Annotated in this window: 25 protein-coding genes; 20 read left to right on the top strand and 5 right to left on the bottom strand. The window is 57.0% G+C overall.

The annotated features are described in order from the left end of the window. Positions 1-13 precede the first annotated feature (13 nt). From AXW79_RS19560 to AXW79_RS22535, 7 genes are all read left to right on the top strand, one after another. On the top strand, positions 14-328 hold the full coding sequence (locus AXW79_RS19560; RefSeq protein ID WP_005320393.1) for a hypothetical protein: 315 nt from the start codon (positions 14-16) through the stop codon (positions 326-328). 27 nt (positions 329-355) lie between these two features. After that, positions 356-1,177 carry a hypothetical protein gene (locus AXW79_RS19555; RefSeq protein ID WP_005320395.1) on the top strand — a complete coding sequence of 274 codons (822 nt, stop codon included), beginning with the start codon at positions 356-358 and terminating at the stop codon, positions 1,175-1,177. Positions 1,178-1,931: 754 nt separating this feature from the next. Next, a complete protein-coding gene (locus AXW79_RS19550; RefSeq protein WP_005320396.1) occupies positions 1,932-3,101 on the top strand; it encodes a Fic family protein in 1,170 nt (389 codons plus the stop codon). Between the two features lie 916 nt (positions 3,102-4,017). Continuing rightward, positions 4,018-4,950, top strand: a complete 933-nt coding sequence (locus AXW79_RS19545; RefSeq protein ID WP_005320398.1) for an ammonium transporter family protein — start codon at positions 4,018-4,020, stop codon at positions 4,948-4,950. 191 nt (positions 4,951-5,141) lie between these two features. Further along, positions 5,142-6,494 (top strand): 23S rRNA (uracil(1939)-C(5))-methyltransferase RlmD, encoded by a 1,353-nt coding sequence (gene rlmD, locus AXW79_RS19540; protein WP_005320400.1) that lies wholly within the window; start codon positions 5,142-5,144, stop codon positions 6,492-6,494. Positions 6,495-6,568: 74 nt separating this feature from the next. Next, a complete protein-coding gene (locus AXW79_RS19535) occupies positions 6,569-7,123 on the top strand; it encodes a GNAT family N-acetyltransferase (protein ID WP_073531772.1) in 555 nt (184 codons plus the stop codon). An 85-nt stretch (positions 7,124-7,208) separates the two neighbouring features. Next, the gene (locus AXW79_RS22535) at positions 7,209-7,391 is read left to right on the top strand and encodes a DUF5363 family protein (protein WP_011899104.1); all 183 of its coding nucleotides are present in this window, start codon (positions 7,209-7,211) and stop codon (positions 7,389-7,391) included. On the opposite strand, the gene tppF is transcribed toward AXW79_RS22535, so the two are convergent. After that, positions 7,360-7,971, bottom strand: a complete 612-nt coding sequence (gene tppF, locus AXW79_RS19530; RefSeq protein ID WP_005320404.1) for a type IVa pilus pseudopilin TppF — start codon at positions 7,969-7,971, stop codon at positions 7,360-7,362. The two genes, AXW79_RS22535 and tppF, sit on opposite strands and share 32 nt — an antisense overlap. Before the next feature lie 43 nt (positions 7,972-8,014). Between tppF and AXW79_RS19525 the strand changes: the two genes are divergently transcribed. The 7 genes from AXW79_RS19525 to deoD all read left to right on the top strand — a co-directional run bounded on the left by AXW79_RS19525 (position 8,015) and on the right by deoD (position 15,217). Then, positions 8,015-8,803 (top strand): TatD family hydrolase, encoded by a 789-nt coding sequence (locus tag AXW79_RS19525; RefSeq protein WP_005320406.1) that lies wholly within the window; start codon positions 8,015-8,017, stop codon positions 8,801-8,803. A 213-nt stretch (positions 8,804-9,016) separates the two neighbouring features. Beyond that, complete coding sequence (locus AXW79_RS19520) at positions 9,017-10,291, top strand: NupC/NupG family nucleoside CNT transporter (protein ID WP_005320408.1); 1,275 nt, start codon at positions 9,017-9,019, stop codon at positions 10,289-10,291. A 123-nt stretch (positions 10,292-10,414) separates the two neighbouring features. Continuing rightward, entirely contained in the window at positions 10,415-10,585 is a 171-nt protein-coding gene (locus tag AXW79_RS19515) for a XapX domain-containing protein (protein WP_005320410.1), read from the top strand. A 403-nt stretch (positions 10,586-10,988) separates the two neighbouring features. Next, entirely contained in the window at positions 10,989-11,762 is a 774-nt protein-coding gene (gene deoC, locus AXW79_RS19510; protein WP_005320412.1) for a deoxyribose-phosphate aldolase, read from the top strand. A 106-nt stretch (positions 11,763-11,868) separates the two neighbouring features. Further along, a complete protein-coding gene (gene deoA, locus AXW79_RS19505) occupies positions 11,869-13,200 on the top strand; it encodes a thymidine phosphorylase (protein WP_005320414.1) in 1,332 nt (443 codons plus the stop codon). Between the two features lie 14 nt (positions 13,201-13,214). Beyond that, complete coding sequence (locus AXW79_RS19500) at positions 13,215-14,423, top strand: phosphopentomutase (protein ID WP_005320416.1); 1,209 nt, start codon at positions 13,215-13,217, stop codon at positions 14,421-14,423. 77 nt (positions 14,424-14,500) lie between these two features. Next, positions 14,501-15,217, top strand: a complete 717-nt coding sequence (gene deoD, locus AXW79_RS19495) for a purine-nucleoside phosphorylase (RefSeq protein ID WP_005320418.1) — start codon at positions 14,501-14,503, stop codon at positions 15,215-15,217. Positions 15,218-15,290: 73 nt separating this feature from the next. Here deoD and AXW79_RS19490 read toward each other — a convergent pair whose 3' ends face one another. Beyond that, complete coding sequence (locus tag AXW79_RS19490; protein ID WP_005320429.1) at positions 15,291-15,908, bottom strand: YtjB family periplasmic protein; 618 nt, start codon at positions 15,906-15,908, stop codon at positions 15,291-15,293. 119 nt (positions 15,909-16,027) lie between these two features. Here AXW79_RS19490 and serB point away from each other — a divergent pair, with 119 nt between their 5' ends. Both serB and AXW79_RS19480 read left to right on the top strand, forming a co-directional pair. Continuing rightward, positions 16,028-17,038 carry a phosphoserine phosphatase SerB gene (serB, locus tag AXW79_RS19485; protein ID WP_005320431.1) on the top strand — a complete coding sequence of 337 codons (1,011 nt, stop codon included), beginning with the start codon at positions 16,028-16,030 and terminating at the stop codon, positions 17,036-17,038. A gap of 54 nt (positions 17,039-17,092) precedes the next feature. Next, positions 17,093-17,998, top strand: coding sequence for an alpha/beta hydrolase family protein (locus AXW79_RS19480; protein ID WP_005320433.1), 906 nt, complete (start codon positions 17,093-17,095; stop codon positions 17,996-17,998). Positions 17,999-18,044: 46 nt separating this feature from the next. On the opposite strand, the gene AXW79_RS19475 is transcribed toward AXW79_RS19480, so the two are convergent. After that, positions 18,045-20,423 carry a PilZ domain-containing protein gene (locus tag AXW79_RS19475; RefSeq protein ID WP_005320435.1) on the bottom strand — a complete coding sequence of 793 codons (2,379 nt, stop codon included), beginning with the start codon at positions 20,421-20,423 and terminating at the stop codon, positions 18,045-18,047. A 100-nt stretch (positions 20,424-20,523) separates the two neighbouring features. Between AXW79_RS19475 and radA the strand changes: the two genes are divergently transcribed. Then, positions 20,524-21,888, top strand: a complete 1,365-nt coding sequence (gene radA, locus AXW79_RS19470; RefSeq protein WP_005320438.1) for a DNA repair protein RadA — start codon at positions 20,524-20,526, stop codon at positions 21,886-21,888. A 92-nt stretch (positions 21,889-21,980) separates the two neighbouring features. Here radA and AXW79_RS19465 read toward each other — a convergent pair whose 3' ends face one another. Then, complete coding sequence (locus AXW79_RS19465) at positions 21,981-22,361, bottom strand: PilZ domain-containing protein (RefSeq protein ID WP_005320440.1); 381 nt, start codon at positions 22,359-22,361, stop codon at positions 21,981-21,983. Between the two features lie 102 nt (positions 22,362-22,463). Further along, the gene (locus AXW79_RS19460) at positions 22,464-22,946 is read right to left on the bottom strand and encodes an Rsd/AlgQ family anti-sigma factor (protein WP_005320446.1); all 483 of its coding nucleotides are present in this window, start codon (positions 22,944-22,946) and stop codon (positions 22,464-22,466) included. 75 nt (positions 22,947-23,021) lie between these two features. Between AXW79_RS19460 and AXW79_RS23250 the strand changes: the two genes are divergently transcribed. From AXW79_RS23250 to AXW79_RS19450, 3 genes are all read left to right on the top strand, one after another. Continuing rightward, positions 23,022-23,207 carry a hypothetical protein gene (locus tag AXW79_RS23250; RefSeq protein WP_129712387.1) on the top strand — a complete coding sequence of 62 codons (186 nt, stop codon included), beginning with the start codon at positions 23,022-23,024 and terminating at the stop codon, positions 23,205-23,207. A 58-nt stretch (positions 23,208-23,265) separates the two neighbouring features. Continuing rightward, positions 23,266-23,538: a nucleoid-associated protein HU-alpha gene (gene hupA / locus AXW79_RS19455; protein ID WP_005305063.1), complete on the top strand. Its 273-nt coding sequence runs from the start codon at positions 23,266-23,268 to the stop codon at positions 23,536-23,538. A 101-nt stretch (positions 23,539-23,639) separates the two neighbouring features. Next, on the top strand, positions 23,640-24,065 hold the full coding sequence (locus tag AXW79_RS19450) for a hypothetical protein (protein ID WP_005320448.1): 426 nt from the start codon (positions 23,640-23,642) through the stop codon (positions 24,063-24,065). The last annotated feature ends 3 nt before the right edge of the window (positions 24,066-24,068 follow it).

Raw genomic sequence — 24,068 nt, 5'->3', positions numbered from 1 at the left:
TGGAGAAATCACGATGACCAAGCTGCATGACTTTGGCGCTATCTGTGGGCGCATCTACGCCACAGTACCCACGCTGACCCCCCAGCAGGAGGCGATCTTGCTGGATAACCTGGATGGCCTGACACAAAGCGAACTGCGCCAATACGCCGCCAATGCCAAGACATTGGCCAAGGTACCGTTGCAGCCACGCGATGAAAGGCTCCTGCTACGCCTCTCGCAGCAACTCGAGCTGTTATCCACGAGCCAGCCGGGGGTGATGAACTTCACTGCCAAAAGCATGGATAGCCTAACTGCGGACCTGAAGCACCTTACCGAAACAGATTGCTGATCATTCAACCCGACTTGGAGATAGTAAATGCATAACATCACAGATCTAGTGCAGGTAGCCCAACAAGCACACCACGAATATATGGGGTGGCATGATGGAGAGCATCGTTTGCTGACCTGTATCAGTCGCCCGCACATTGAAGAGCTCAAGCAGGAGATCCAGCGAGGGCGTGAACTCCGGCGAGCAGCGATTGCCGAGGGGAAAACAGCTGGAAAAGAGTATCGACAGCTGTCTGCTCATATCTCGTCGCTTGAGAGTGAGTTGGCTGACATGGAGGTCATTGCCGCAGAGTTGGAAGACGGTGCATTTGAACGCTCATGCTCTGGGCAGGAGCTGTGGGGCCAGCACCTGAAGCAGCGTGTAAACTTAGCAAACACCTATCTGGATGGGTTGATCGCCAGCGATCAGGATGAGGCTCGGGAGGCTCTGGTCCCACTTTTGCCACTGCTGGCCAGGTTAGTGTCCAGAGGCAGACAGAAAGCGGCCATCAGTTCATTCTTACAGGATGATACCAGCACGGTATTCACTCCCTCCAGCTTGATAGAGCCAGCAGAAATCCTCCCGCTCGATATGGTGAAGTCATTGGTGGCTGAGTTGCTTGAACCAATCTGGAGAGATACTGACCCGGAACTGGATCCGGTGGTCATGGAAGAGATTAAGCGTATTCCTCCGAGCAATCTGATCCGTCTTGATTTGGTAGGCAGCCCAGCAGCCAAAAATAGTGCTCGTACAAAACAGGCCTTGCGCATGGAGCAAACGGAAGAACCAAAATCTGCAGTGCAGGCCAGCCGTGATAACTGGTCACCGGATGCAATGTTGACCCGCAGCAAGAATTTACGAGAGGCATGAGTCTGGTTTAGCCTTCAAATCCAGCATCTATTGACCCCATAGCAAGCCCGCCCTATGCGGGCTTTTTGCTGCCCTCGTATACGCGCACGAGTGACCCGCTATGCAACCGCTGGCCTCCCCCTCACCTTGATACTCATCGGTGGCCGCGAGAGCACCAGCGTTGGTTGGTGCAACCAGCGGCTAAGAGTGCCAGCCCCCCTGGCGCGCAATCGGGACCCCGCCTCGCCTGCCCGCTTTATGTGTCGATTTCCATTCACTTGAAAGATTATTCCCGCATGGCTGCGCCCCGCACCAGTATTGGCGTGGGGCCGCCATGAAGGGGTGAAAGACAATCCTTCAGAATCCCTCAAAATCTTTCACTTCCCGTCACGCCGATCTGGTGGCTGGGGAGTGTTCATGCAAAACGAGGACAACACTGCGATTTTGAGCATGGTTTTATCTGTTTTGAAGGTTAGATGTTAGTGGCTGGGGGGGGAGGGGCACCGCACTCCGTGTGGTGTCCGCCGCATCTTTGCATGTGTCAGATACCTATGGTGATCTCAAAAGCCAAGTAGCAACAGTGGATGGGTACTTGTCGGGGTGGGGGAGCGACATAGCCTGAATGGGTTTTTTTGACATAGCACGAAGGTTGGTTTTGATTTGTTAGTAAAAGGTCTTATGAAAAATTGAATGCGGTGAAAACTAGCTTAAGATAATTATCTCAATGCTTTATGTGTTATTTTTTGATTTATCTCATTCGCAGGATTTGAAATGTATGTCAAACATACCTCGATTTGTTCATCATGAACTTGAGCTGTTGAACCCTTCATTCGACTCCCCATTGGTTGATGTGCTCACGGAGCTTGAGCACTTGCGAAGACTACAACTGGCAGGCGATACCCCAGCTCCGTTGTTCTTCCAATTGAAGGGGATTTTTCATCTGCTGGAGAGCTTAGGATCTGCTCGCATTGAAGGTAACCACACTACCTTGGCCGATTATGTCGAAAGCCGGGTTGATGGTGAAATTCAGGGTACTGACCACCTGAGAGAGATTTCCAACATTGAGCACGCCATGGCGTATATCGATGAGGTGGTTGAACCTGGGATGCCTTTTACAGAGCACCTCATCCGAGAGCTACACACGCTTGCCGTGTCATCGCTTGAACGTGAGGGTGATCGCACTCCTGGATCATACCGTCAAGAGGGCGTTCGTATCGCTCAATCAACGCACTTGCCTCCGGAGCATATTCAAGTCCCCGGCTACATGTCTGATTTGGTCAACTTCATCAATAGGGCGGACTCACAGAAGTATGACCTGATGAAGGTCGCGCTGGCGCACCACCGATTCGGCTGGATTCACCCGTTCACGAATGGAAACGGCAGGACAGTGCGCCTGTTGACCTACGCCTTGCTGATCAAATATGGCTTCAACGTCAAAGATGGTGGGCGGGTACTGAATCCAACGGCAGTCTTTTGCAATGATCGTAACCGCTATTACAGAATGCTGTCCGCAGCAGATGAGGGCACGGCGGAAGGGCGAGAAACATGGTGTATTTACGTCCTGGATGGGATCTTGGCTGAATTGAAAAAAGTGGATCAGTTAACCCGGTATGCGTACTTGCAAGAACATGTGTTGTTGCCAGCACTCGCCTATTCCAAGAAGCGCGGTCTCTTGACCGATCTTGAATTTAAGATCCTGCGACTCGCATGCTCGCAACAAGGGTTAATCAAAGCTGGTGACTTAGCAAAGGCAATACCTGAGCTAGCAAAGCCAGCTCAGAGAACCTACCAAATCAACAAACTACTCGAACAAAAGATGCTGCAACCTGTGCAAGAAGGAGCTAGGCAGTATGTGATCTGCTTTGCCAATAACTACCTGTTGCGCGGCGTTATCCAGTCGCTACGTGAGCAAGGATTTATACCGGCTCAGCTTGAGCAAGCCTAACCAGCCAAGCGCCACACCAACCGTATACAGCAGCGGCCCAAGAATGGGCCGCATTGCTTTTCACCAAGTGTGTCAGCACCACGTCGTGACATAGTGACCCTGGGCACATGCTTATTGAAAAATGGTATAGACACAGAGGTAGTCTGAAAAAGCCGTGCTTTATGTCGGCCACAGGTCTAACTGCCGGCGCTCGTGTCGTTAAGCCTCTGGCGAAAGGGGGCCTTTTTGGGGGCTCAAAGTTTTATTATTTACTTTTATTTTGTTTTTAATCATGCATTTAAGTGGCTATTTCGATAGAGACCCCGGCACCATCAACTAATTCAATGACAAAAGGCCACCCAAGCGGGTGGCCTTTTGTTTTTTCAGTGCCTGAACAGGATGCAGTCTCGCCAAAGTGGCGGCATGTTCATGACTGCGCCCTGTCAGATCCCGGCCAATGTCAAAGACTATCCTTGTTGATGACCTTTGATATTGTGTCAATGCTCGCTTCTCTCCACTGTTTTCTCTCTGTATCCACATTCATCACGGGCGGTAGCCAGGTATATCCCCGTTGTTACCTGCTGTTTGGTCGTTACCGATCTGTCATCTGTCCTGGCTTATGCTCTGCTCTATTTCGGTGCGAGCGGGTTACTCTGCACAGCATAAGTGCGCCCTTGCTCCCACGCTGACGTGCCTTGTGCTCAACTCTGGTGCATTGCTCAGCCTGTATGATTTCAAGATATTGATCTTAAATGATTTAGTGAGTTGGCCTGTTTTATGCTTTGAGATTGCCATGATGCTGGACAAGTCGATGCACTACCGAGTAACAGTGGTGCAACAAAGTGGATTCAGTGTGCGGCGTAACTCATAGATTCGATATTCATATCAGGAAATGGACCCGGACTGGTGCCGGGACGACAGGGAAGGAGAAGGCAGTATGCTCAAGAGACTCGTGATGACAGGCCTGTTGGCGCTTGCCGCCTTGCTGGCCAGCCCCAGTTGGGCTGAAGAGGTAATAGTGACCGCATCGGTCGATGTCGTGCAGGCAGCGGTGCCTGCCGTGACCATCAACAAGGGGGACAACACCTGGATGCTGCTCTCTGCCGCTTTGGTGATCCTGATGTCGATCCCCGGGTTGGCGTTGTTTTATGGCGGTCTGGTACGTAGCAAGAACATGTTGAGCGTGCTGATGCAGGTGTTTACCCTGTTTTCGCTCATCTGCGTGCTGTGGGTGATCTACGGTTATTCACTGGCCTTTACCGAGGGCAACAGCCTTTACGGTTCTTTCAGCAAGGTGCTGCTCAAGGGGGTAACCCCTGATTCCATCGCGGCCACTTTCAGCAAAGGTGTCGGTATCAGCGAGTTTATCTACGTGGTGTTCCAGGGGGCTTTCGCGGCCATTACCTGCGGCCTCATCGTGGGGGCCTTCGCCGAGCGCATCAAGTTCGCCGCCGTCTTGCTGTTCTCGGTGATCTGGTTCACCTTCGCCTACATACCGCTGGCCCACATGGTGTGGTACTGGGCGGGCCCGGATGCCTATACCACGGCTGATGCCGCAGCCGCAGCAACGGCGACGGCTGGTTATCTGTTCCAGCATGGTGCCCTGCTGACCGGCGTCTTCGCCAGCCCGGATCTGGGTGGTACCGGGGTGTGGGACTATGTCACCAACCAGGTTGCGGAGGGTTACTCCATCCTGACTCAGGTGAAGATCCAGGCTATCGGGGTTGGAGTCACCATCCTCTGGTCCGGTGTTATCTCTGTGGTGGCTTTCAAGCTGGTGGATCTGATGGTCGGTCTGCGAGTCAAAGAAGATGCGGAGCGTGAAGGGCTGGATGTCACTACCCACGGCGAGAAAGCTTATAGCCTGTAACCCAGTCGTGGCCCTGTGCCAATAAGAGTGCGCCGCCGGTTATGCCGGCGGCTTTTTTATGTCTGCAAAAGTAGAGTGCGCTTTACCCAACCTTTTATGCCTGCAATTTTGGCAGATCTCCGCTAAACTCTGCCACCCTTAATGGGCTTGCCCCATTTTCCCCATCATTTTCTATGCCTTTGGAGCCGCTCATGCCGTTAGTGGGACATCAACACCAGATCGAGATCCTGGAACTGACTGACAAGGGAGATGGCAAAGGACGCCTGTTCGACCGCCCCCTGTTCGTCGAGGGTCTGCTGCCCGGTGAGCAGGCGCTGGTGGAGCTGACCGAGGTCAAGCCGAACTATCTGCACGGCAAGGTCACCGAGCTGCTCCAGCCCTCTGCCGATCGGGTCGCCGACTTTTGCCCCAACACAGAGTGCGGTGGTTGTCAGGTACGCCCGCTGGCCTATCCGGCCCAGCTCAAGCTCAAGCAGGCTCTGGTGCAGAGCGCACTGGAGCAGGCCGGGTTGGGTAACACCACAGTCAACCCCATCCTCGGCATGGAGAGCCCGTTCGCCTATCGCAACAAGGCCCAATACGCGGTGCGTGGCTGCGAAGCCGGTGCCGAGATCGGCTTTTATCGCAAGCACTCTCACGATCTCATCACCGCCGACGATTGCGCTGTGCAGGACTCGTTGCACGTGGAGCTCAATGCCCGTGTGCGCAACTGGATGCGCGAGCATGACATCGCGGCCTATGACGAGGTGAACCACACTGGCTGCGTGCGCAACCTGATGACCCGCAAGGGTTTCAAGAGCGGTGAGCTGATGGTGGTGTTGGTGACCCTGGGTGAAGCGCTGCCATTCGAAGCGGAGCTGCTGGCTACCCTGAGCGATCTGCCCATCACCACCCTGGTACAGAACATCAACGATGAGCGCACCAACCGCATTCTAGGGGCCAACAACCGGGTGCTGCTGGGGGAAGGGGTGATCCGCGACAAGATCCATGAACTCGAGTTCGAGATCTCGCCGCTCTCCTTCTTCCAGAACAACCCGACCCAGACTGACGTGCTCTACTCCAGCGCCCTCGAGTATGCCGAGCTGACCGGCAACGAGACTGTGTTCGACATCTATTGCGGTATCGGCACCATCTCCCTCTTCCTGGCTGGCAAGGCCGCCAAGGTGGTGGGGATAGAATCGGTCGAGAGCGCCATCAGCGATGCCCGTCGCAACGCGGCCCTCAACGGCATAGAGCACACCGAATTCCATGTGGGCAAGGCCGAGCAGTTGATGCCCGAGCTGTACGCCCAGGGCGTGACCGCCGATGTGGTGGTGATGGATCCGCCCCGCAAGGGTTGTGACAAGGCGGTACTGCAGACCTTGGTCGCCATGGCGCCGCGCCGTCTGGTCTATGTCTCCTGCAACCCGCAGACCTTGGCCCGCGACCTCGCCTGGTTGGTCAAGCAGGGCTTTATGCTGGACGAGGTGCAGCCGGTGGACATGTTCCCTCACTCCATGCACGTTGAAGCTGTTGCCAGACTCAGTCTGCCTGCCGGCAAGTGATCTGCCGGTATCGCCATTGATTGAACTGGCCAGATGGCTCTGATAAAAACGACTCCAAATGGAGTCGTTTTTTTATGACCGTGATCCGGCACTGCAGCCAAACAGGGAGGGTGAGCATGACGATTCGTCTGGCAAACGTGGAGGATGCGGCGGCGCTGGACCACTTCTTCCAGCAACTGGATCGGGAGACCCGCTTCATGCTGTATGAGGCAGGGGAGCGCCCCTCCGATGTCGAGGGTCAGCGCCAGCGTCTGGCGGCTATGCGGGCCAGCTCCAATCAGCGGATGTGGCTGCTGAGCCTGGGCGGTGAGGTGCAGGGTTTTGCCGTCCTGTTGGGAGGGAACATGCATCGCAATCGCCATTGTGGAATGGTGGTGATGGGGCTGCGGCCGAGTGCGCGCGGTCAGGGCTGGGGAGAGCGGTTACTGCGCACGCTTATTGAGGCGGCCAGCGATCTGGGTATCAACCGGCTGGAGCTGGGTGTCATGGCCCATAACGAAGTGGCTCATTCACTCTACCGCAAGTGTGGTTTCAGGGATGAGGGGTTGCGGCGGCAGGCGTATCGGCTGGACGAGGGCTATGTCGACGAGATCAGCATGGGGCTGCTGTTGCCGTCCGAAGCGCCATGATGCCGTTGGCCCGATTGTGCTTGGCCGGTATGAGGCAATGGAGCAGGGTATAGAACCGCTTTATAGCAACCCCAAGGAGCAGACGATGAAAGGTGTCTTGTTACGCTGGTTGGCCCGTTACGATGACTGGTGTCAGGAGTGGGGGCTCACCCCGGAGAACCGGCGCTGCTGCATGCCGGTTCGTTATGATGACGATGAGACAAAGAAGGCTGCGCCAGAGTGCGATGCAGAGTCTCTCAATCAAAATTGCGAGTCACGGCACCAGTAACGCTGTTGTAGTCAAAACTCAAGCCATCCGGGTAAGCTGGAAAGCGGGAGATGGAGTCACGCAGAGTATAGCGGCAGTTGTCATGGCGTAGTGGTCCATCGATCTGGGCATCGGCCGGGATGAGTTGTGAGATGTAATCGCTCTCTGCATCAGTATGAAGTTCATCGGTCGCTGTCTGATTGGTATCGAGCAGGCCTTCGAACAGACTCTCGCAATCATCCCGGCTACTGACGGAGATCTGATCACTGTCGCCACCCGGGAAAATGGTATCGGGGCTCTGGCCTCCCTGGTCTTCCTTGGTGCCCACCGGCCAGCCAAACCGGTTGATGTCGAGATCCTGCTTACCCATGCCGCTAAAGTTATAGAGTGCCAGCGGCTCCCCTCTCGTCTTGACCGCCCAGCCAGCATGGGCCAGTTGCACCGCACCGGCAAAGCTGGCTGCGGTGGTGGAGACAGTGCTCTTGAGCGCATCATCCTTGATATTGATGAAGCGGGGCAGGGCGGTGACGGCCAGGATCCCCAGCACTATGATGACCAGCACCAGTTCAATCAGGGTAAAGCCAAGGTTCGAGTGTTTCATTATTGAGTAGACCCATCAAATACGACAAACAGGTGAAAGTGACATGCAACTGATCGACACCCATTGCCATCTCGACTTTCCGGTCTTCGATCCCGACCGGACGGCGCTGCTGGCCGAGTGCCGGCAGTTGGGGGTCGGCGAGTATATCATTCCCGCCGTGGGGGAGGAAAACTGGACCCGGGTGATGGCGCTGAGCGAACAGCATGCGGGCATTGCCTATGGACTGGGTATTCATCCCTGGTACGTGGGCGCCCAGACGCCAGGGGTATTGACCCGGTTGCAAGGATTGCTGGCTGCCCGGCCCCGCGGGCTGGTGGCGGTTGGGGAATGCGGGCTGGATCTGCGCTCCCATGTGCCGCAGGAGGGTCAGCTTGAACTGTTCGAGGCGCAAATCAGGCTGGCCATGGAGCATGAGCTGCCACTGATAGTCCACTCGGTACGGGCCAACGATACGGTCGCGAAAATATTGCGACGCTTCAAACCGGCCAGAGGCGGAGTCATTCACGCCTTCAGTGGTTCCCTGCAACAGGGACAGGCGTTCTGGCAATTGGGGTTTCGGTTGGGCGTCGGAGGAGTGATCAGCTTTGATCGGGCCAACAAGACACGGGAGGCGATCCGCGATCTGCCGCTGGAAGCCTTGCTGCTGGAGACTGACGCGCCGGACATGCCGTTACAGGGTCAGCAGGGGGCGCCAAACACCCCCGCCAACTTGCCAAAAATTGCGCAACTATTGGCCGAGTTGCGGCAACAGCCATTGTCTCATGTTGCTTCGGTGTTACATGAATCCACTTTGCGTACTTTCCAGATTGAAAGAGGCTTTGGTAACATTTGATTAACGTCAGGTTGCGTTTTGCTGAAAGTTGCAGGGAGTAAAAATCGTTTGCGGTCTAATTTGGCGACCTTCAGCGCATTTCATGCTTATAAAATGTGACCAGCATTCTACTTTGTCTTCCCGTAATTAGTATAATGCGCACCCTTGATTGACAGCAGAAATACACAAGTTGTTAACAAGCTGGAAGGTGCTACTAAAGAGGAAGTGTTAATAATGAATTTGATAATGGGTCTGGTGGGGATGGCAACGCTCATCCTTATCGCGGTGCTGTTTTCCAGCAACCGCAAGGCAATAAGAATTCGCACCGTGGCCGGTGCCTTCGCAATCCAGGCTGGTCTGGGTGCATTTGTACTGTATGTCCCTGTGGGTCGCGATATTCTGGTGGGTGTATCTGATGCCGTTTCCAGCGTCATCGGTTATGGCCAGAATGGTATCGACTTCCTGTTCGGTGGCCTGGTCAGCAACAAGATGTTTGAAGTGTTCGGTGGCGGCGGCTTTATCTTTGCCTTCCGCGTTCTGCCCGTCATCATCTTCTTCTCTTCCCTGATCGCGGTTCTCTATTATCTGGGCATCATGCAGTGGGTGATCAAGCTGCTGGGTGGTGGCCTGCAAAAAGTACTGGGCACTTCCCGTACCGAATCCCTCTCTGCGACTGCCAACATCTTCGTTGGTCAGACTGAAGCGCCGCTGGTCGTGCGTCCTTTCATCTCCAAGATGACTGACTCCGAGCTGTTCGCCGTCATGTGTGGTGGTCTGGCCTCCGTTGCCGGTTCCGTGCTGGCCGGTTATGCCTCCATGGGCGTCAAGATGGAATACCTGATTGCAGCCTCCTTCATGGCCGCGCCGGGTGGTCTCTTGTTCGCCAAGCTGCTGGTGCCGGAAACCGAATCCCCCAGCTATGACGAAAACTCTGCCGATGGCGACCTGGAAGACAAGCCTGCCAACGTGATCGATGCCGCCGCTGCCGGTGCATCCGCCGGTCTGCAACTGGCCCTGAACGTAGGTGCCATGCTGTTGGCCTTCATAGGCCTCATCGCCATGATCAACGGTATCTTCTCTGGTGTGGGTGGGTGGTTCGGCATGCCGGAGCTTTCTCTGGAACTGCTGCTGGGCTGGTTGTTCTCCCCGCTGGCTTTCTTGATCGGTGTACCCTGGAGCGAAGCCGTGGTTGCCGGTTCCTTCATCGGCCAGAAGCTGGTTGTGAACGAATTCGTGGCTTACCTGAACTTTGCACCGTATCTGAAGGATGAAGTGCTGATCAACGGCGTGGCCATGTCCGACCACACCAAAGCCATCATCTCCTTCGCCCTGTGTGGCTTTGCCAACCTGTCCTCCGTTGCCATCCTGCTGGGTGGTCTGGGTTCAATGGCACCGAACCGTCGCGGCACCATTGCACGATTTGGTCTGAAAGCTGTACTGGCTGGCTCTCTGTCCAACCTGATGTCTGCCACTATCGCAGGCTTCTTCCTGGCACTGACTGCCATGTAATATTTGCCTGACACTCAGGTAAAGACGAACGCCACAGCGAAATGCTGTGGCGTTCGCGTTTGGGGCGGTGACAACCGTTTTCCTTTCTAAACTAATAATAAAATGAGTCAAATCGGAGGTTATATGAATGAAGTGCTACTGGCGATGGCGGCCGGCTTTATTGTTGGCTTGTTGTTTTCTTTCCTCAAATTGCCGATCCCGGCACCACCCGTCCTGTCCGGGGTGATGGGGATCGTCGGAGTCTATCTCGGGGGCATTGCTTACTCCTGGGTACTCACACGTTTCTTCTCTTAACGCACTTTCCAGTACCGGATTTGCCAGATGTGAGGTACCTCTGAAATTGGCAAATCCGGCTTGCAAACACGGGGTATCTCGGCTGAAATAGGCATTGCCAGCAGGGTGCTGGCATTGACTAATACCCGATCAAGTCGGGTGTTGGCGGTCAAATGGAATTGATTGGGAAGTCGGGTCAGAAGTCGTCGGCCTTTCTCAAGTCTTCATGGAACCAAGTCCGCACTTTTGTAAGAAAGTGACAGGGCTCTTGCCTTATTTACAGTCGTAGTGCCTGCATGGTGCCTGTGCATTCGCGCTGTAATTCCATTCCCGTATCCTGGGGAGTCGTGTCTTGCTGGTTGCGTTGCGACAGGCAGACGCTCGCCCTTGAGATCTGGATTAAATCGAGACTTTGGAGAATAGAATGACTGATCTGAAACTGGCCGCTCAACGCGCTCTGAACCTGATGGACCTGACCACCCTGAACGATGATGACACCGATCAGAAGGTTGTCGACCTGTGCCGCAAGGCCAAGTCACCGGCCGGCCTGACCGCCGCTGTCTGCATTTACCCCCGTTTCATCCCCATCGCTCGCAAAACTCTGCGTGAAATCGGTGCCGCCGACGTGCGCATTGCGACCGTGACCAACTTCCCCCATGGCAACGATGACATCGAGATCGCCGTGGCCGAGACCCGCGCCGCCGTCGCCTACGGTGCTGACGAAGTGGACGTGGTGTTCCCGTACCGCGCCTTCATGGCTGGCAATGAACAGGTTGGCTTCGATCTGGTCAAAGCTTGTAAGGAAGCCTGTGGCGACAAGGCACTGCTGAAAGTGATCATCGAGACAGGTGAACTGAAAGAAGAGGCGCTGATCCGTCGTGCTTCCGAGATCTGTATCGATGCCGGTGCCGATTTCATCAAGACCTCCACCGGTAAAGTGCCGGTCAATGCGACCCCGGAAGCGGCCCGCATCATGATGGAAGTGATCAAGGCCAAGAACCCGAAAGTCGGCTTCAAGCCGGCCGGTGGCGTAAAAGATGCCGCTGTCGCGGGTCAGTACCTCGCCATGGCTGAAGAGATCCTGGGCAAAGAGTGGGTATCCGCCCGGACCTTCCGCTTTGGTGCATCCAGCCTGTTGGCCAGCCTGCTGGCCACGCTGGGGCATGGCGACAAACCTGCCAACACCAGCGGTTACTAAGTTGATGAGAGGGCGAGCGCGGCTCGCCCTGTTATGCCCCCGCCAGACGGCGTGCGGGCAGGGATAACGGCTTATGTAACGCCAGCAATGGTGGAGGGAATGAAAGATGTTTTTGCCTCAAGAAATTATTCGCAAGAAGCGTAACGGTGAAGCGCTCAGTACCCAAGAGATTCAATTCTTCGTTCAGGGCATTACCAACAACACCATAGGCGAGGGCCAGATTGCGGCGCTGGCGATGGCGGTTTACTTCAAAGACATGACCATGGATGAACGGGTCGCCCTGACCTGCGCCATGCGCGATTCCGGCATGGTATTGAACTGGGAGCACCTCAATCTGGGGGGCCCGATTGTCGACAAACACTCCACCGGTGGCGTGGGTGATGTGGTCTCCCTGATGCTGGGCCCCATGGTCGCCGCCTGCGGTGGTTTCGTGCCCATGATCTCCGGTCGTGGTCTGGGCCACACCGGCGGCACCCTGGACAAGCTGGATGCCATTCCCGGCTATCAGACCTCGGTCGACAACGATCGTTTCCTGAAAGTGGTGAAAGAGGCGGGTGTGGCCATCATTGGCCAGACCGGCGATCTGGCGCCCGCCGACAAGCGCATTTATGCGGTACGCGACATCACGGCCACCGTTGAATCCATCGCCATGATCACCGGCTCCATCCTCTCCAAGAAGCTTGCCTCCGGGCTGGAAGCGCTGGTGATGGACGTCAAGGTGGGGTCAGGTGCCTTCATGCCGACGTTTGAAGCATCTGAGGAACTGGCCAAGAGCATAGTGGCAGTGGCCAACGGTGCCGGTTGCCGTACCTCTGCCCTGCTGACCGACATGAACCAGGTGCTGGCCTCCAGCGCCGGTAATGGGGTGGAAGTGCGTGAAGCAGTGCGTTATCTGACCGGTGAATATCGCAACCCGCGCATTCACGAAGTCACCATGAGCCTGTGTGCCGAGATGCTGATCTCTGCCCATCTGGCCAGCGATGACGCCGATGCTCGCCGCAAACTGCAGGCGGTGCTGGACAACGGCAAAGCGGCCGAGATCTTCGGTCGCATGGTCACTGGCCTTGGTGGTCCGTCCGATTTCATGGAACGTTATGACAGTTACCTGCCCAAGGCTGCTATTGTGCGCCCTGTGTATGCAGCCAATGCCGGCTTCGTGACCGCCATGGATACCCGCGAACTGGGTCTGGCCGTGGTTGCCATGGGTGGCGGTCGCCGCGCGGCGGGTGACAAGCTCGATTACGCCGTCGGTCTGACCGACTTTATCCGACTGGGTCAAAGCGTCGATGCTGACAAGCCGCTCGCGCTGATCCACGCTCAAACTGAAGATCAATTTGCTCAGGCTGCCAGCATGGTGCAGGCAGCTGTCAAGATCGGTGATACCCAGCCCCAGGCGTTGCCTGAGGTTTACCGTCGCATCGGTCTGGCTGATTTGTAACAAGGGGAAAACCCATGAAACGTACCTTTATTCTGATGATGGACTCTTTCGGTATTGGCGCTGCTGCCGATGCCGACAAGTTCGGAGATGTGGGCGCCAATACCCTTGGCCATATCGCCAAGGCCTGCGCGGCGGGTGACATTGAAGGCCGTAGCGCCCTCAATCTGCCGAACCTGAACAAGCTGGGGCTGGGCCACGCGGGCGAACTCGCTTCCGGCTACTTCCCGGCAGGGTTGAAGAAGGATATCGAGGTTGTCGGTGCCTACGGTTTCGCTCAGGAGCTCTCTTCCGGCAAGGACACACCGTCCGGCCACTGGGAGATTGCAGGTGTGCCCGTGCTGTTCGAGTGGGGCTACTTCAAGGATCACCACAACAGCTTCCCGCAGGAGCTGCTGGACGCCATCGTCGAGAAGGCTGGGCTGTCGGGTTACCTCGGCAACTGCCATGCTTCCGGTACCCAGGTGCTGGATGACCTTGGCGAAGAGCACATGAGCACCGGCAAGCCGATCCTCTACACCTCTGCCGACTCCGTGTTCCAGATCGCCTGCCACGAAGAGACCTATGGCCTCGAGAAGCTCTATGAGCTGTGCCACATAGTGCGCGAGCTGCTGGAGCCCTACAACATAGGGCGCGTCATCGCGCGTCCGTTCGTGGGCAGCGGCAAGGGCAACTTCAAGCGTACCGGCAACCGTCACGACTACTCCGTGCTGCCGCCGGCGCCGACAGTGCTGGATTACATGAAAGAAGCGGGTGGTCAGGTGGTCTCCATCGGCAAGATCGCCGACATCTATGCCAACAAGGGTATCACCAAGCAGGTGAAGGGCACGGGTCTGACCGAGCTGTGGGATCGCACTCTGGAAGAGGTGAAAGCGGCCGGTGACAACACCATCGTCTTCACCAACTTCGTCGACTTCGACTCCTCCTACGGTCACCGTCGTGACGTCAAGGGCTACGCCGATGCGCTGGAGTACTTCGACTCCCGTCTGCCGGAGCTGTTCGAGATACTGCAGGACGGCGATGTGGTGGTGCTGACCGCCGACCACGGCTGCGATCCGACTTGGGGTGGCACGGATCACACCCGTGAATACATCCCCGTGCTGTTCTTCGGCAAGCCGGTCAAGGCGGGTTCCGTCGGTCGTCGAGAGACCTTTGCCGACATCGGTCAGAGCATAGCGGCCTACCACGGTTTGCCGAAATTGGAATACGGTACCAGCTTCCTGTAATTTACCCGCCCGTCACCCAGGTGGCGGGCAACCAATAAAGACAATAAAACTCAACCTAGTGTGAAGGAATCAAGAGAATGGCAACTCCTCATATCAATGCGAAAGATGGCGCCTTTGCTGATACCGTACTGATGCCGGGTGACCCCCTGCGCGCCAAGTACATCGCCGAAACCTTCCTGGAGAACGTCGAGCAGGTGTGTGACGTGCGCAGCATGCTCGGCTTTACCGGCACCTACAAGGGTCGTCGCATCTCCGTCATGGGCCACGGCATGGGCATTCCGTCCTGCTCCATCTACGCCAAAGAGCTGATCACCGACTACGGTGTGAAGACCCTGATCCGCGTGGGTTCCTGTGGTGCCGTGCGTGAAGACGTGAAACTGCGCGATGTAGTGATCGGCATGGGTGCCTGCACCGATTCCAAGGTCAACCGTCTGCGCTTCAAGGATCACGACTTCGCTGCCATCGCCGACTTCGACCTGGTCGCCAATGCAGTGCAAGCCGCCAAGAACAAGGGCGTACCGGTGCGTGTGGGTAACATCTTCTCCGCCGACCTGTTCTATACCCCGGATCCCTCCATGTTCGACGTCATGGAAAAATACGGCATCCTGGGTGTCGAGATGGAAGCGGCCGGTATCTACGGCGTGGCCGCAGAGTACGGTGCCAAGGCATTGACCATCTGCACCGTCTCCGACCATATCCGTACCGGCGAGCAGACCACCTCCGAAGAGCGTCAGCTGACCTTCAACGACATGATCGAAATCGCGCTGGACTCCGTCCTGCTGGGCGACAAGTAATCCCCATTCACATCATGCAAAACGGCGACCCTCGGGTCGCCGTTTTTTATGAGTCGACTGTCCTGTTGCCGGTTCAGCTTGCCGGCGTATCCGATGAGGGCGGACTCTTCTTCTTGTGTTTGCGCACCCGCATGTAGTTGCGGCGTACACCATAGGAGATAAGCAGACCGGCCAGCAGCGCCACCAGCAGCATCAGCCGCTGTTTTTCCTGAATCACCTTGAGCCGGGTGTCCTTCTCCGCCAGTAATTGATGCTCTTCCAGCGTGATGCGCAGGTAACCCAGCGTCTGTTCCTCATCAACTATCTCCTGCACAAACTGGATGCGTCCCTTGCCCTGCTCAGGCAGCGACTTGTTGTCACCGCCGATGGGGAGCAGGCTGTCCAGTGGCACGGCCTGATCCGATTGGGCGAGGGGAATGCCACGGGCATCATAGAGGGTGGCATCGAGGATCTCGGGCTCGGCGGCCAGATCCTGGGCCAGCCGTTCCAGCTCGCTGTTTTTGTCCTCCTTGATCCAGCGTTTCATGTCGCGGGCAGCATAGGCGACCAGTGCCTGCGCCCGGTTGCGCGCCTCGCTGTGCAGCGATGCCTGGCTCTCGCTCTGCATGTGGATGAGCACACCGAGCACCCAGAGGCCGAGCAGTATACCGGCGCCCAGGCTGAGAACGCGTTTGATGGGAAGATGACGCAAGCGTTGAGCCTCCTGATGACAAGCGGTGGCGGGATCTTGGCGCTTGCCTGTACAAAAAGCAATACGCTACTCTGGGCCAGTTTTGTAACCCCATGATCACCAAGGAAGGCTCTATCTCTATGCTGTTGTCCCAATTACCCGCTGCCTTGTCCGAGTGGCCAGAGTGCCTGCACAGCGCCCCCTGGTGGCAGCTGACGCCACAAGCCTTGCTGCCCGTTGCCCAGCCGCTGGACGGCGCCTGGCTGGTGCTGTTTGGCAAGCCTCTTGCCGCCCGGCATCTGGCGCGTCTGGCCGAGCTGCTGGCGGCGCAGGATATTCAGGCGCAGCTCTATCCGCCGAGTACACCAGCCGGGGTGCCCTTGCTGTTGCTGGGCACGGACAGGTTCTCCCCCGAGCTGGTGCAGTTGCTCAAGGCCGAGGAGTGGGACATTGACATCTGCCATCTGTCCGCGCTGCCTACCCTGAACGAGCCCGGCTTGCTGGTAATGGACATGGACTCTACCGCCATCCAGATCGAGTGCATCGACGAGATTGCCCGTCTGGCAGGCGTGGGAGACCAGGTTGCCGCCGTGACGGCCGCCGCCATGCAGGGCAAGCTGGAGTTTTCCGACAGTTTGCGTAATCGGGTCGCCCTGTTGGCGGGCGCACCAGTGACCATTCTCGATGAGGTGGCGGCCCAGATGCCCTGGATGCCAGGGCTGCAGCTGATGGTCGATACCCTCAAGCAGGCCGGTTGGAGGGTGGCGATCGCCTCGGGCGGTTTCACCCGTTTCGCTGGTGAGTTGCAGCAGGCGCTGGGGCTGGATGCCATCTTCGCCAACGAGTTGGCAGTCGAGGGGGCACAGCTGACCGGCCAGGTGAGCGGGCGCATCGTCGATGCCAGCGTCAAGGCAGACGTGCTGCAACAGCTGGCGACAGCGTTCGGTATTCGTCCTGCCCAGACAGTGGCCATTGGCGATGGCGCAAATGATCTGAAAATGATGGGGGTGGCCGGACTCGGTATCGCCATTCACGCCAAACCGCTGGTGCGGGCCCAGGCTGCGGCCACCCTAAACCATCATGACCTGGAAGGGGTGATCTGCCTGCTGGGGGCTCTTGCCTGTCGCGATCGCCGCTGGGATCGCAACTGATCCCTGATTAGCCGCGAACAACTGACCCCACGTCACGGAGGACGTCACATCGAGATGGAACTGTTACAGCAATCCCTGTTTATCCCCTGTGGCGCACATCAACTGCATGTGCGCCATATACAGCCGCGGGTGGCGGTACATGGCGAGCCGATCCTGATGGTGCACGGCGCCATCGAGAATGGCCGCATCTTCTACACCGAATCGGGCAAGGGACTGGCCTGCTTTCTGGCACGCCACGGTTATCAGGTCTATGTGGCCGATCTGCGGGGGCGGGGCTTGAGCACTCCGGCCATCGCCGAGCAGTCGGAGCATGGCCAGCATGAGTTGATCACCGAGGATCTGCCCGCTTTGCACCGCTGGATTGCGGCGCGTCACAGCGGTTTCAAGCTGCACTGGATGGCCCACTCCTGGGGTGGCGTCATCATGGCCTCGACTCTGGTGCGTTTTCCTGAGCTGATCGAGCAGATCGCCAGCCTGGTGTTTTTTGGCACCAAGCGCGGGGTATCGGTACAAAACCCCGAGCGCTGGTTGAAGGTGGATCTCATCTGGAATCGACTGGCGCCCTGGCTGGCACGTCGCACCGGTTTTCTGGCGGCCCGCCGTCTGAAGATGGGGGCGGATGACGAGCCGCTGCGCTATTTGCAGGAGACGATTCCCTGGGTCAAATGTGGTCCCTGGCAGGACCCGTTTGACGGCTTTGCCTATGACGAAGCCGCGGCGTGGGTCAACTGGCCGCCGCTCTGGATGATTTCGGCCAAGGCTGACAAGGTGCTGGGTCACCCGACCGATGTGCGTCGTTTCACTGTCGAGATGGGGTCAGCTGCGCGCCACACCCGGCTTGGCAAGGATAACGGCAACCGGCTCGATTACGATCACATCAATATGCTGACTGCGCCGCAGGCGCAGGAGGATCACTTCCCGCAGATCCTCGCATGGCTGCTCAACCCGCAGGCGGCATGACAATAAAAACAGGGCGCATGTTGCGCCCTGTTTCGTTCAGGCGGGCTCAGTGTTGCGGCGAAGTGATGCCGAGCCGGAACAGGGTGGCCTGACTGGTATCGGTCAACTCACCCACGCCCACCACGCTCCACAGCTCCTCTTCCAGCTTTTTGGCCTTGTGAATGGCGAACTTGGCGATGTAGTCCAGCTCGTTGGCGATAAAGTTGGTGTCGGGTCGCCCGGTGCGGGAGATGCCGACCAGCACAGAGTAGAAGTCCCCCTGGCGCAAGGCCTGTTCGATGAAGCTGCGTTTTTCCGCCAGGCTCTGAAAGCTGCTGGCCAGTCGGCTGGTAAACACGGGCAGGCCGGCTGGCGTATGCAGGCTGGCGATGTAGACCTCTTCCTCCTGGGGCTTGTCCTCCCGCTCGATAGCGCGCAGCGGGTTCATGACCAGTTGTTTGAGCAGGTCTCCCTGGAACAGGGGATAGAGGTTGTCTTGATCGCTGCGCTCGGCATAGGCCCGCAGCAGACGTGACAGGCTGCGTGTATGAGGGGCATGGCCGATGGAGGCCGGTCTCGGGGCTCCCTTCAGCTTGTTGATGTACACAGGGGTACTGAAGACATGGTGGGTGTAGATGTTGCGCAGCGCCCTGGCCATGCCGCGATAACGGCGCTGTTCCTGCGCCGCCTTGAGTTTGTTCTGGTTGCTTTCAATCAGCAGGCTGAAGAACTGGCGGCCGGTATGGCGCTCCGGGTCCCCCTCGATGCAGAGATGCAGCACAGTCCGTGTCTGGTTGATGCTGACCAGCCGATAGGAGAGGTGTTGCAAGTCCATGCTCTTGGAGAGCTCCTGCAAACGGGGCAAGGCGATGGTGACTATGTCGTCTTTCGCGCCATCGATCGCCTCTTCCAGCTCTATCTGCATGCCGTGGGCCGAGATGTCGCGGGTCCAGCCCAGCCAAGCCTTGCCATTGTGCTTGATGGCAACGGCCGTCTTGTGGATGTAGCGTGCTTCTTTGCGCAGTTGAACATAGTGCAGCGTCTCGATTTCAAAGGGGGCCGCCCCGGTATCGTGGCCGAAGCGCTGCAACTCGTTGGCGTTGTGCTGCAAGGTGGCATCGTATTGAAACTCTTCCCGCTGGTTTTCAAGGCCAATCTCCTGCAGCAAGCCGACATGGCTTATCTGCTTGAGCCGTTCTTGCAGCAGCATGTCCTGCAACTGCAGGCTCTCCTGGTTCTGCTGGCTGGCGAGGTCGGCCTCGTGCAGCGCGCAGCGTTCGAGGCTGAATTTATAGACGCGCCAGCTGGGCCGACGAGCACCAACCTGGAAAAACAGTGAGGTCAGGCCGCTCTGCTGCAACTCTTCCAGGGTGGCGGAGAAAAAATAGAGGTGGCTGCGAACCGAGTGGGTGAAGCAGTAGATCAGGGTCTCACGCAAGGTACCCGCTGCGGGCAGCAGGGATTGCATACGGGCTGCCGAAAAGAGGCTGGCGAGCATGTCGCGGTTCTTGGCATCGCGCCAGTATTCGAGAATGTGCTGGTTATTCTCGGTACGAAGGGCAATCTCGAGGCTGGGGCTGTCTCCCGAGCCGAAGAAAAGCGGCATGCCGGTCATGCGAGGCAGGTAGAACTGCTCGTAGCCCTTGATGATGGCGGCCGACAGCAGGTAGTCGACACTGACCCGATAGCGGCTCTTGTTGTTCTCGATAAATTCCGTGAGGAAGGTATCAAAACCCGGGTGCTCACCTGTCTTGACCAGCCTCAGCCAATATTTCCCCTCCTTGCTTTCTTCTCCCAGGATCTGGTAGCTGACCGGTTGGTGCAGGACTGGGTTGGGATGGTCCCGTTCCAGGCCGGTAAAGAAGACTTCGACCTGGGCCCCGGTCTGGTAATTGGGCAGATAGGAGACCGAGACGCGAATGCCGCCGATGGAGAGATCCGAGCTTTTGGCAAACAGCTTTTCTCCATCGGCAAACTTGATCACCACGGGAGAGCTGAAGTGCATTCGCTCCTGACGTCGACCATAGTAGCTGGCGAAGGGAATGGCATTGACGTCGAATTGTCGAAAGGGGCTGGTGGGCGGCTGCAACTGATTGTCGCTCTTGTGCTGGTGGTGCTTCTGCCAATATTGCAGCGTCTCGTACACGCCGAGGGTGTACAGATCGCGATAGAGATAGCATTGGGACTGGAACAAGCCTATGGCCTCGGCAGGCATGAAGTGGGTGACCCCTTCAAATTCATGAACCAGGCACTCCTCTCCCAGCTCGTCACGCATGTCGATGATCCGCCGGCAGGGAGTACATCTGCGCTTGATCTCCATCTTGATCAGAAAACGGCTGTTGCTGTTTTCACCTTGAGTCAGGCGGTTGAAGATGTCATCGAAATCTTTTTCTCTGAGCAGAGGAATGAGCTGTTCGATCAAGTGTTGTTGTTGTTCTGAATCCATGTGTTCCTGCCACGGAAAGTCATTTTTCCGATTCTGGGTTTGATCTGTCGGTCGCAAACAAGTATATCAAGCAGGAATTCATCCTGTCCCCGAGTTATCCATGGCCAAAAATAAAACTGCCTATGTTTGTACCGAATGTGGTGCCGACTTCACACGCTGGCAAGGCCAGTGTGGTGAATGCAAGGAGTGGAACACCATTACCGAGGTTCGTCTGGGGTCGGTGACGCCAGGCAAGAACGCCCGCTATACCGGCTACGCTGGCGCCATCGGCAGTCAGGTACAGACGCTGGCGGAGATCGCCACCACAGAGATCCCCCGTTTCTCCTCCGGTTTCAAGGAGCTGGATCGGGTGCTCGGCGGCGGTGTGGTGCCGGGTTCTGCCATTCTTATCGGCGGGAATCCGGGGGCGGGCAAGTCCACTCTGCTGCTGCAGACCATGTGTGGCCTGGCCGAGCGGATGAAGACCCTCTATGTCACGGGGGAAGAGTCGTTGCAGCAGGTGGCGATGCGCGCCGGCCGGCTGGGGTTGCCCACTGACAAGCTGCGGATGCTGTCGGAGACCAGTGTCGAGCAGATCTGCATCATAGCTCAGCAGGAGCAGCCGCAGATCATGGTCATCGACTCCATCCAGGTGATGCATGTGGCGGATGTGCAGTCATCCCCCGGCTCCGTCTCCCAGGTGCGGGAGGCCGCGGCCCTGTTGACCCGTTATGCCAAGCAGAATCACGTCGCGATCTTCATGGTGGGCCACGTCACCAAGGACGGCACCCTGGCGGGCCCCAAGGTGCTGGAGCACTGTGTCGACTGCTCAGTGCTGCTGGATGGTGCCAATGACTCGCGTTTTCGCACCCTGCGCTCCCACAAGAACCGCTTCGGTGCCGTCAACGAACTCGGCGTGTTCGCCATGACGGGGCAGGGCATGCGTGAGGTGAGCAATCCCTCAGCCATCTTCCTCAGCCGGGGTGAAGAGCAGGCGCCTGGCTCCATCGTCATGGTGATCTGGGAGGGCACCCGGCCACTTTTGGTCGAGCTGCAGGCGCTGGTGGATTACTCCCAGCTCTCCAATCCGCGTCGGGTGGCGGTAGGGATGGATCACAACCGGCTCGCCATGCTGCTGGCCGTGCTGCACCGTCACGGCGGGCTGCAGATGGCGGATCAGGATGTCTTCATCAACGTAGTGGGGGGCGTCAAGGTTGAAGAGACCAGTGCCGATCTGGCTCTCTTGTTGGCCATGGTCTCCAGCTTTCGCGACCAGGCCTTGCCCAAGGATCTGGTGGTCTTTGGCGAAGTGGGTCTGTCCGGTGAGATCCGGCCAGTGCCGTCCGGTCAGGAGCGGTTGCAGGAAGCGGCCAAACATGGTTTCCGCCGTGCCATAGTGCCCTATGCCAATGCACCCAAGCACCCTATCGAGGGGATGGAAGTGGTACCGGTGAAGAAGCTGGCAGATGCGCTTGAGGCGTTGTAACCCCACATCCAGCGTTGTTTGCACAGTGTGAAGATTCAGCAATAAAAAGGAGCGCAAACCGGCGCTCCTTTTTATTGGTTCTGGACTGGTATTCAGGGGTGAGGATGTTCCAGGTGCTCATCCAGCAGTTGCTCCAGTTCACGGTGGAGCAAGTCCTCGTCGCCGACATTGAGCTCTATCATCCGCTTGAGGTGGGTCGCACTGTCGATATCGATATGGTGGCAGTAGAACCCCAGTTTCTTGCTGGCTTCATGGGTCAGCTCCACCTGCATCTTGATCTCGATGTCACTGCCGCTCAGGACAAAGCCGAGTTCATACTCTTTGTTATCACGGCTCTCCCAGTCATCGGGCCGGATCAGAAGCGCCCCTTGCAGAGAGACATCGACCAATTGGGTCCGCCATGTTTTATCTCCCTGGACGAGGTCGGCCATGGTCAAGTAGAGGATCCGTGAGAAACGGCGACGCTCGGACATTATCATCTCCTGTCAGCAATAGGGATTAGCGCTATAAGGTCATGACATAGAGTGTAATGCACCTTGCGCATCAGGATCTTGAACTGGCTCCGAAATTGGATATCAAACCCGTTGGGCGCTGAGTGACTCTACCACTTGCAGTGCCTTGACCAGCCGATCTTCCTGTTTGAAGCGATCCTCCAGCACCGGCCCCAACTGATTCAAATCCTCATCCAGCAGCAACATTTGAGCTTCGTCTGCGTTGCTGTACTTGTCGTTGAATTCCAGTGCGAATTCAGTGCATTCCCGAATGTGGGGATAGATGCGCTTGGCCAGTTCCAGCTTGTCACCGCTGGCCTGTTCAAAGGCGGCGACCACATGGTTGTAGATCTCGAAGTGACCGGCGCTGACGTAGTCGACCAGCTGATCACAAAAGCGCTGCAGCTCGGATGGACTGGGCAGTGAGCGTTGTTTGTTGCGTGCGGGGGTCAGCCCGGCGAGCCGCATGTATTCGACCAGCAGTGCCTGCCTGGCATCCAGCCAGTCATCGATAGCACGGTGTTTTCCTGCCAATGCGCGCTTTGTTTTTTCCAGTTCAGTTAACATAATCCCTCCGTGGGGCATAGGCATGGAGTGCTATCGCTACAGTGACGACACTCCCTATAACTAGGGAAAATCCGGTTGACCGTCAATAGGTGTATGGGGATATTGTTACGTCAGGTGGTGTTTTGGCTACAAGACGTCATCATTTGTTCTCCCCTTCCTGTCGCTCACGATAACGAAGTGGCGAGATATGTGACTATTTCCGCAGATCTTGATGAAAACCCCAGCATTCAAGCCAATCTGGCTGATAAAGCCTTTGCCTGAGTGTTTTTTTTTGAATAGAGTGGCTTGGTGCTAAATGCCCGATCATAAAGGAAATGTTATGAACAAAGCTCAACTTGTCGATGCAATTGCAGCCAAAGCAGATCTGAGCAAAGCTCAGGCCAAAGTGGCTCTGGAAGAGATCATCAATGGTATTACCCAGAGCCTGAAAGAAGGCGATGCCGTGCAGTTGGTGGGTTTTGGTACCTTCAAGGTGAACCATCGCGCTGGCCGTACTGGCCGTAACCCGCAGACTGGTAAAGAAATCCAGATTGCAGCCGCGAATGTGCCGTCCTTTGTGGCAGGCAAGGCGCTGAAAGACGCCGTCAAGTAATCGTGCAAAACCCGGCGCCAGCCGGGTTTTTTATTGCCATCGTCAGCGGAATTTGTTTCAGATACACTCAAGATATGGCGTGCGCCGTAGTGAGGTGGATGATGGAACAGAAAAATGCCATTCGGCAGGTTGCCGTACCTTGGGCTCCGTCCCGCCAACTCCCCCCAGGCCTGGTTGTGGCCGAGCTTCATCAGGATATCTGGAGTGACTCCCTGACCGTCATGCTGGGTCGGGCGCGCAGTATCGATCTGCCGCCACAGATCCTGTGTCGAGTCTATTTTCGTCATATCTTCGCCGTTCGGGTCATGGAGGACTGTGATCTGTCGGAAGGCAAGGAGAGCCATGCCATCGAGGAGCAGATCCAGCTCATCACCCCGTCCCGTTTCGCCAGCTGGTTCCATCAGGAGTCGGAGGGTCTGCATCTGGATGAGGATCTGCAGCACTATCGCATCTCGACCTGGGACTACTGTGCCGACGTACTGACATCATTTGCGCCCGAACTGCAGTTTGTGGACAAGGGGGAGTAACTC

This window comes from Aeromonas salmonicida subsp. salmonicida (genome assembly GCF_001643305.1).
Classification (GTDB): domain Bacteria; phylum Pseudomonadota; class Gammaproteobacteria; order Enterobacterales; family Aeromonadaceae; genus Aeromonas; species Aeromonas salmonicida.
Note: the sequence above shows the minus strand (reverse complement) of the source record. Positions and strands in the feature narration are given on the sequence as shown.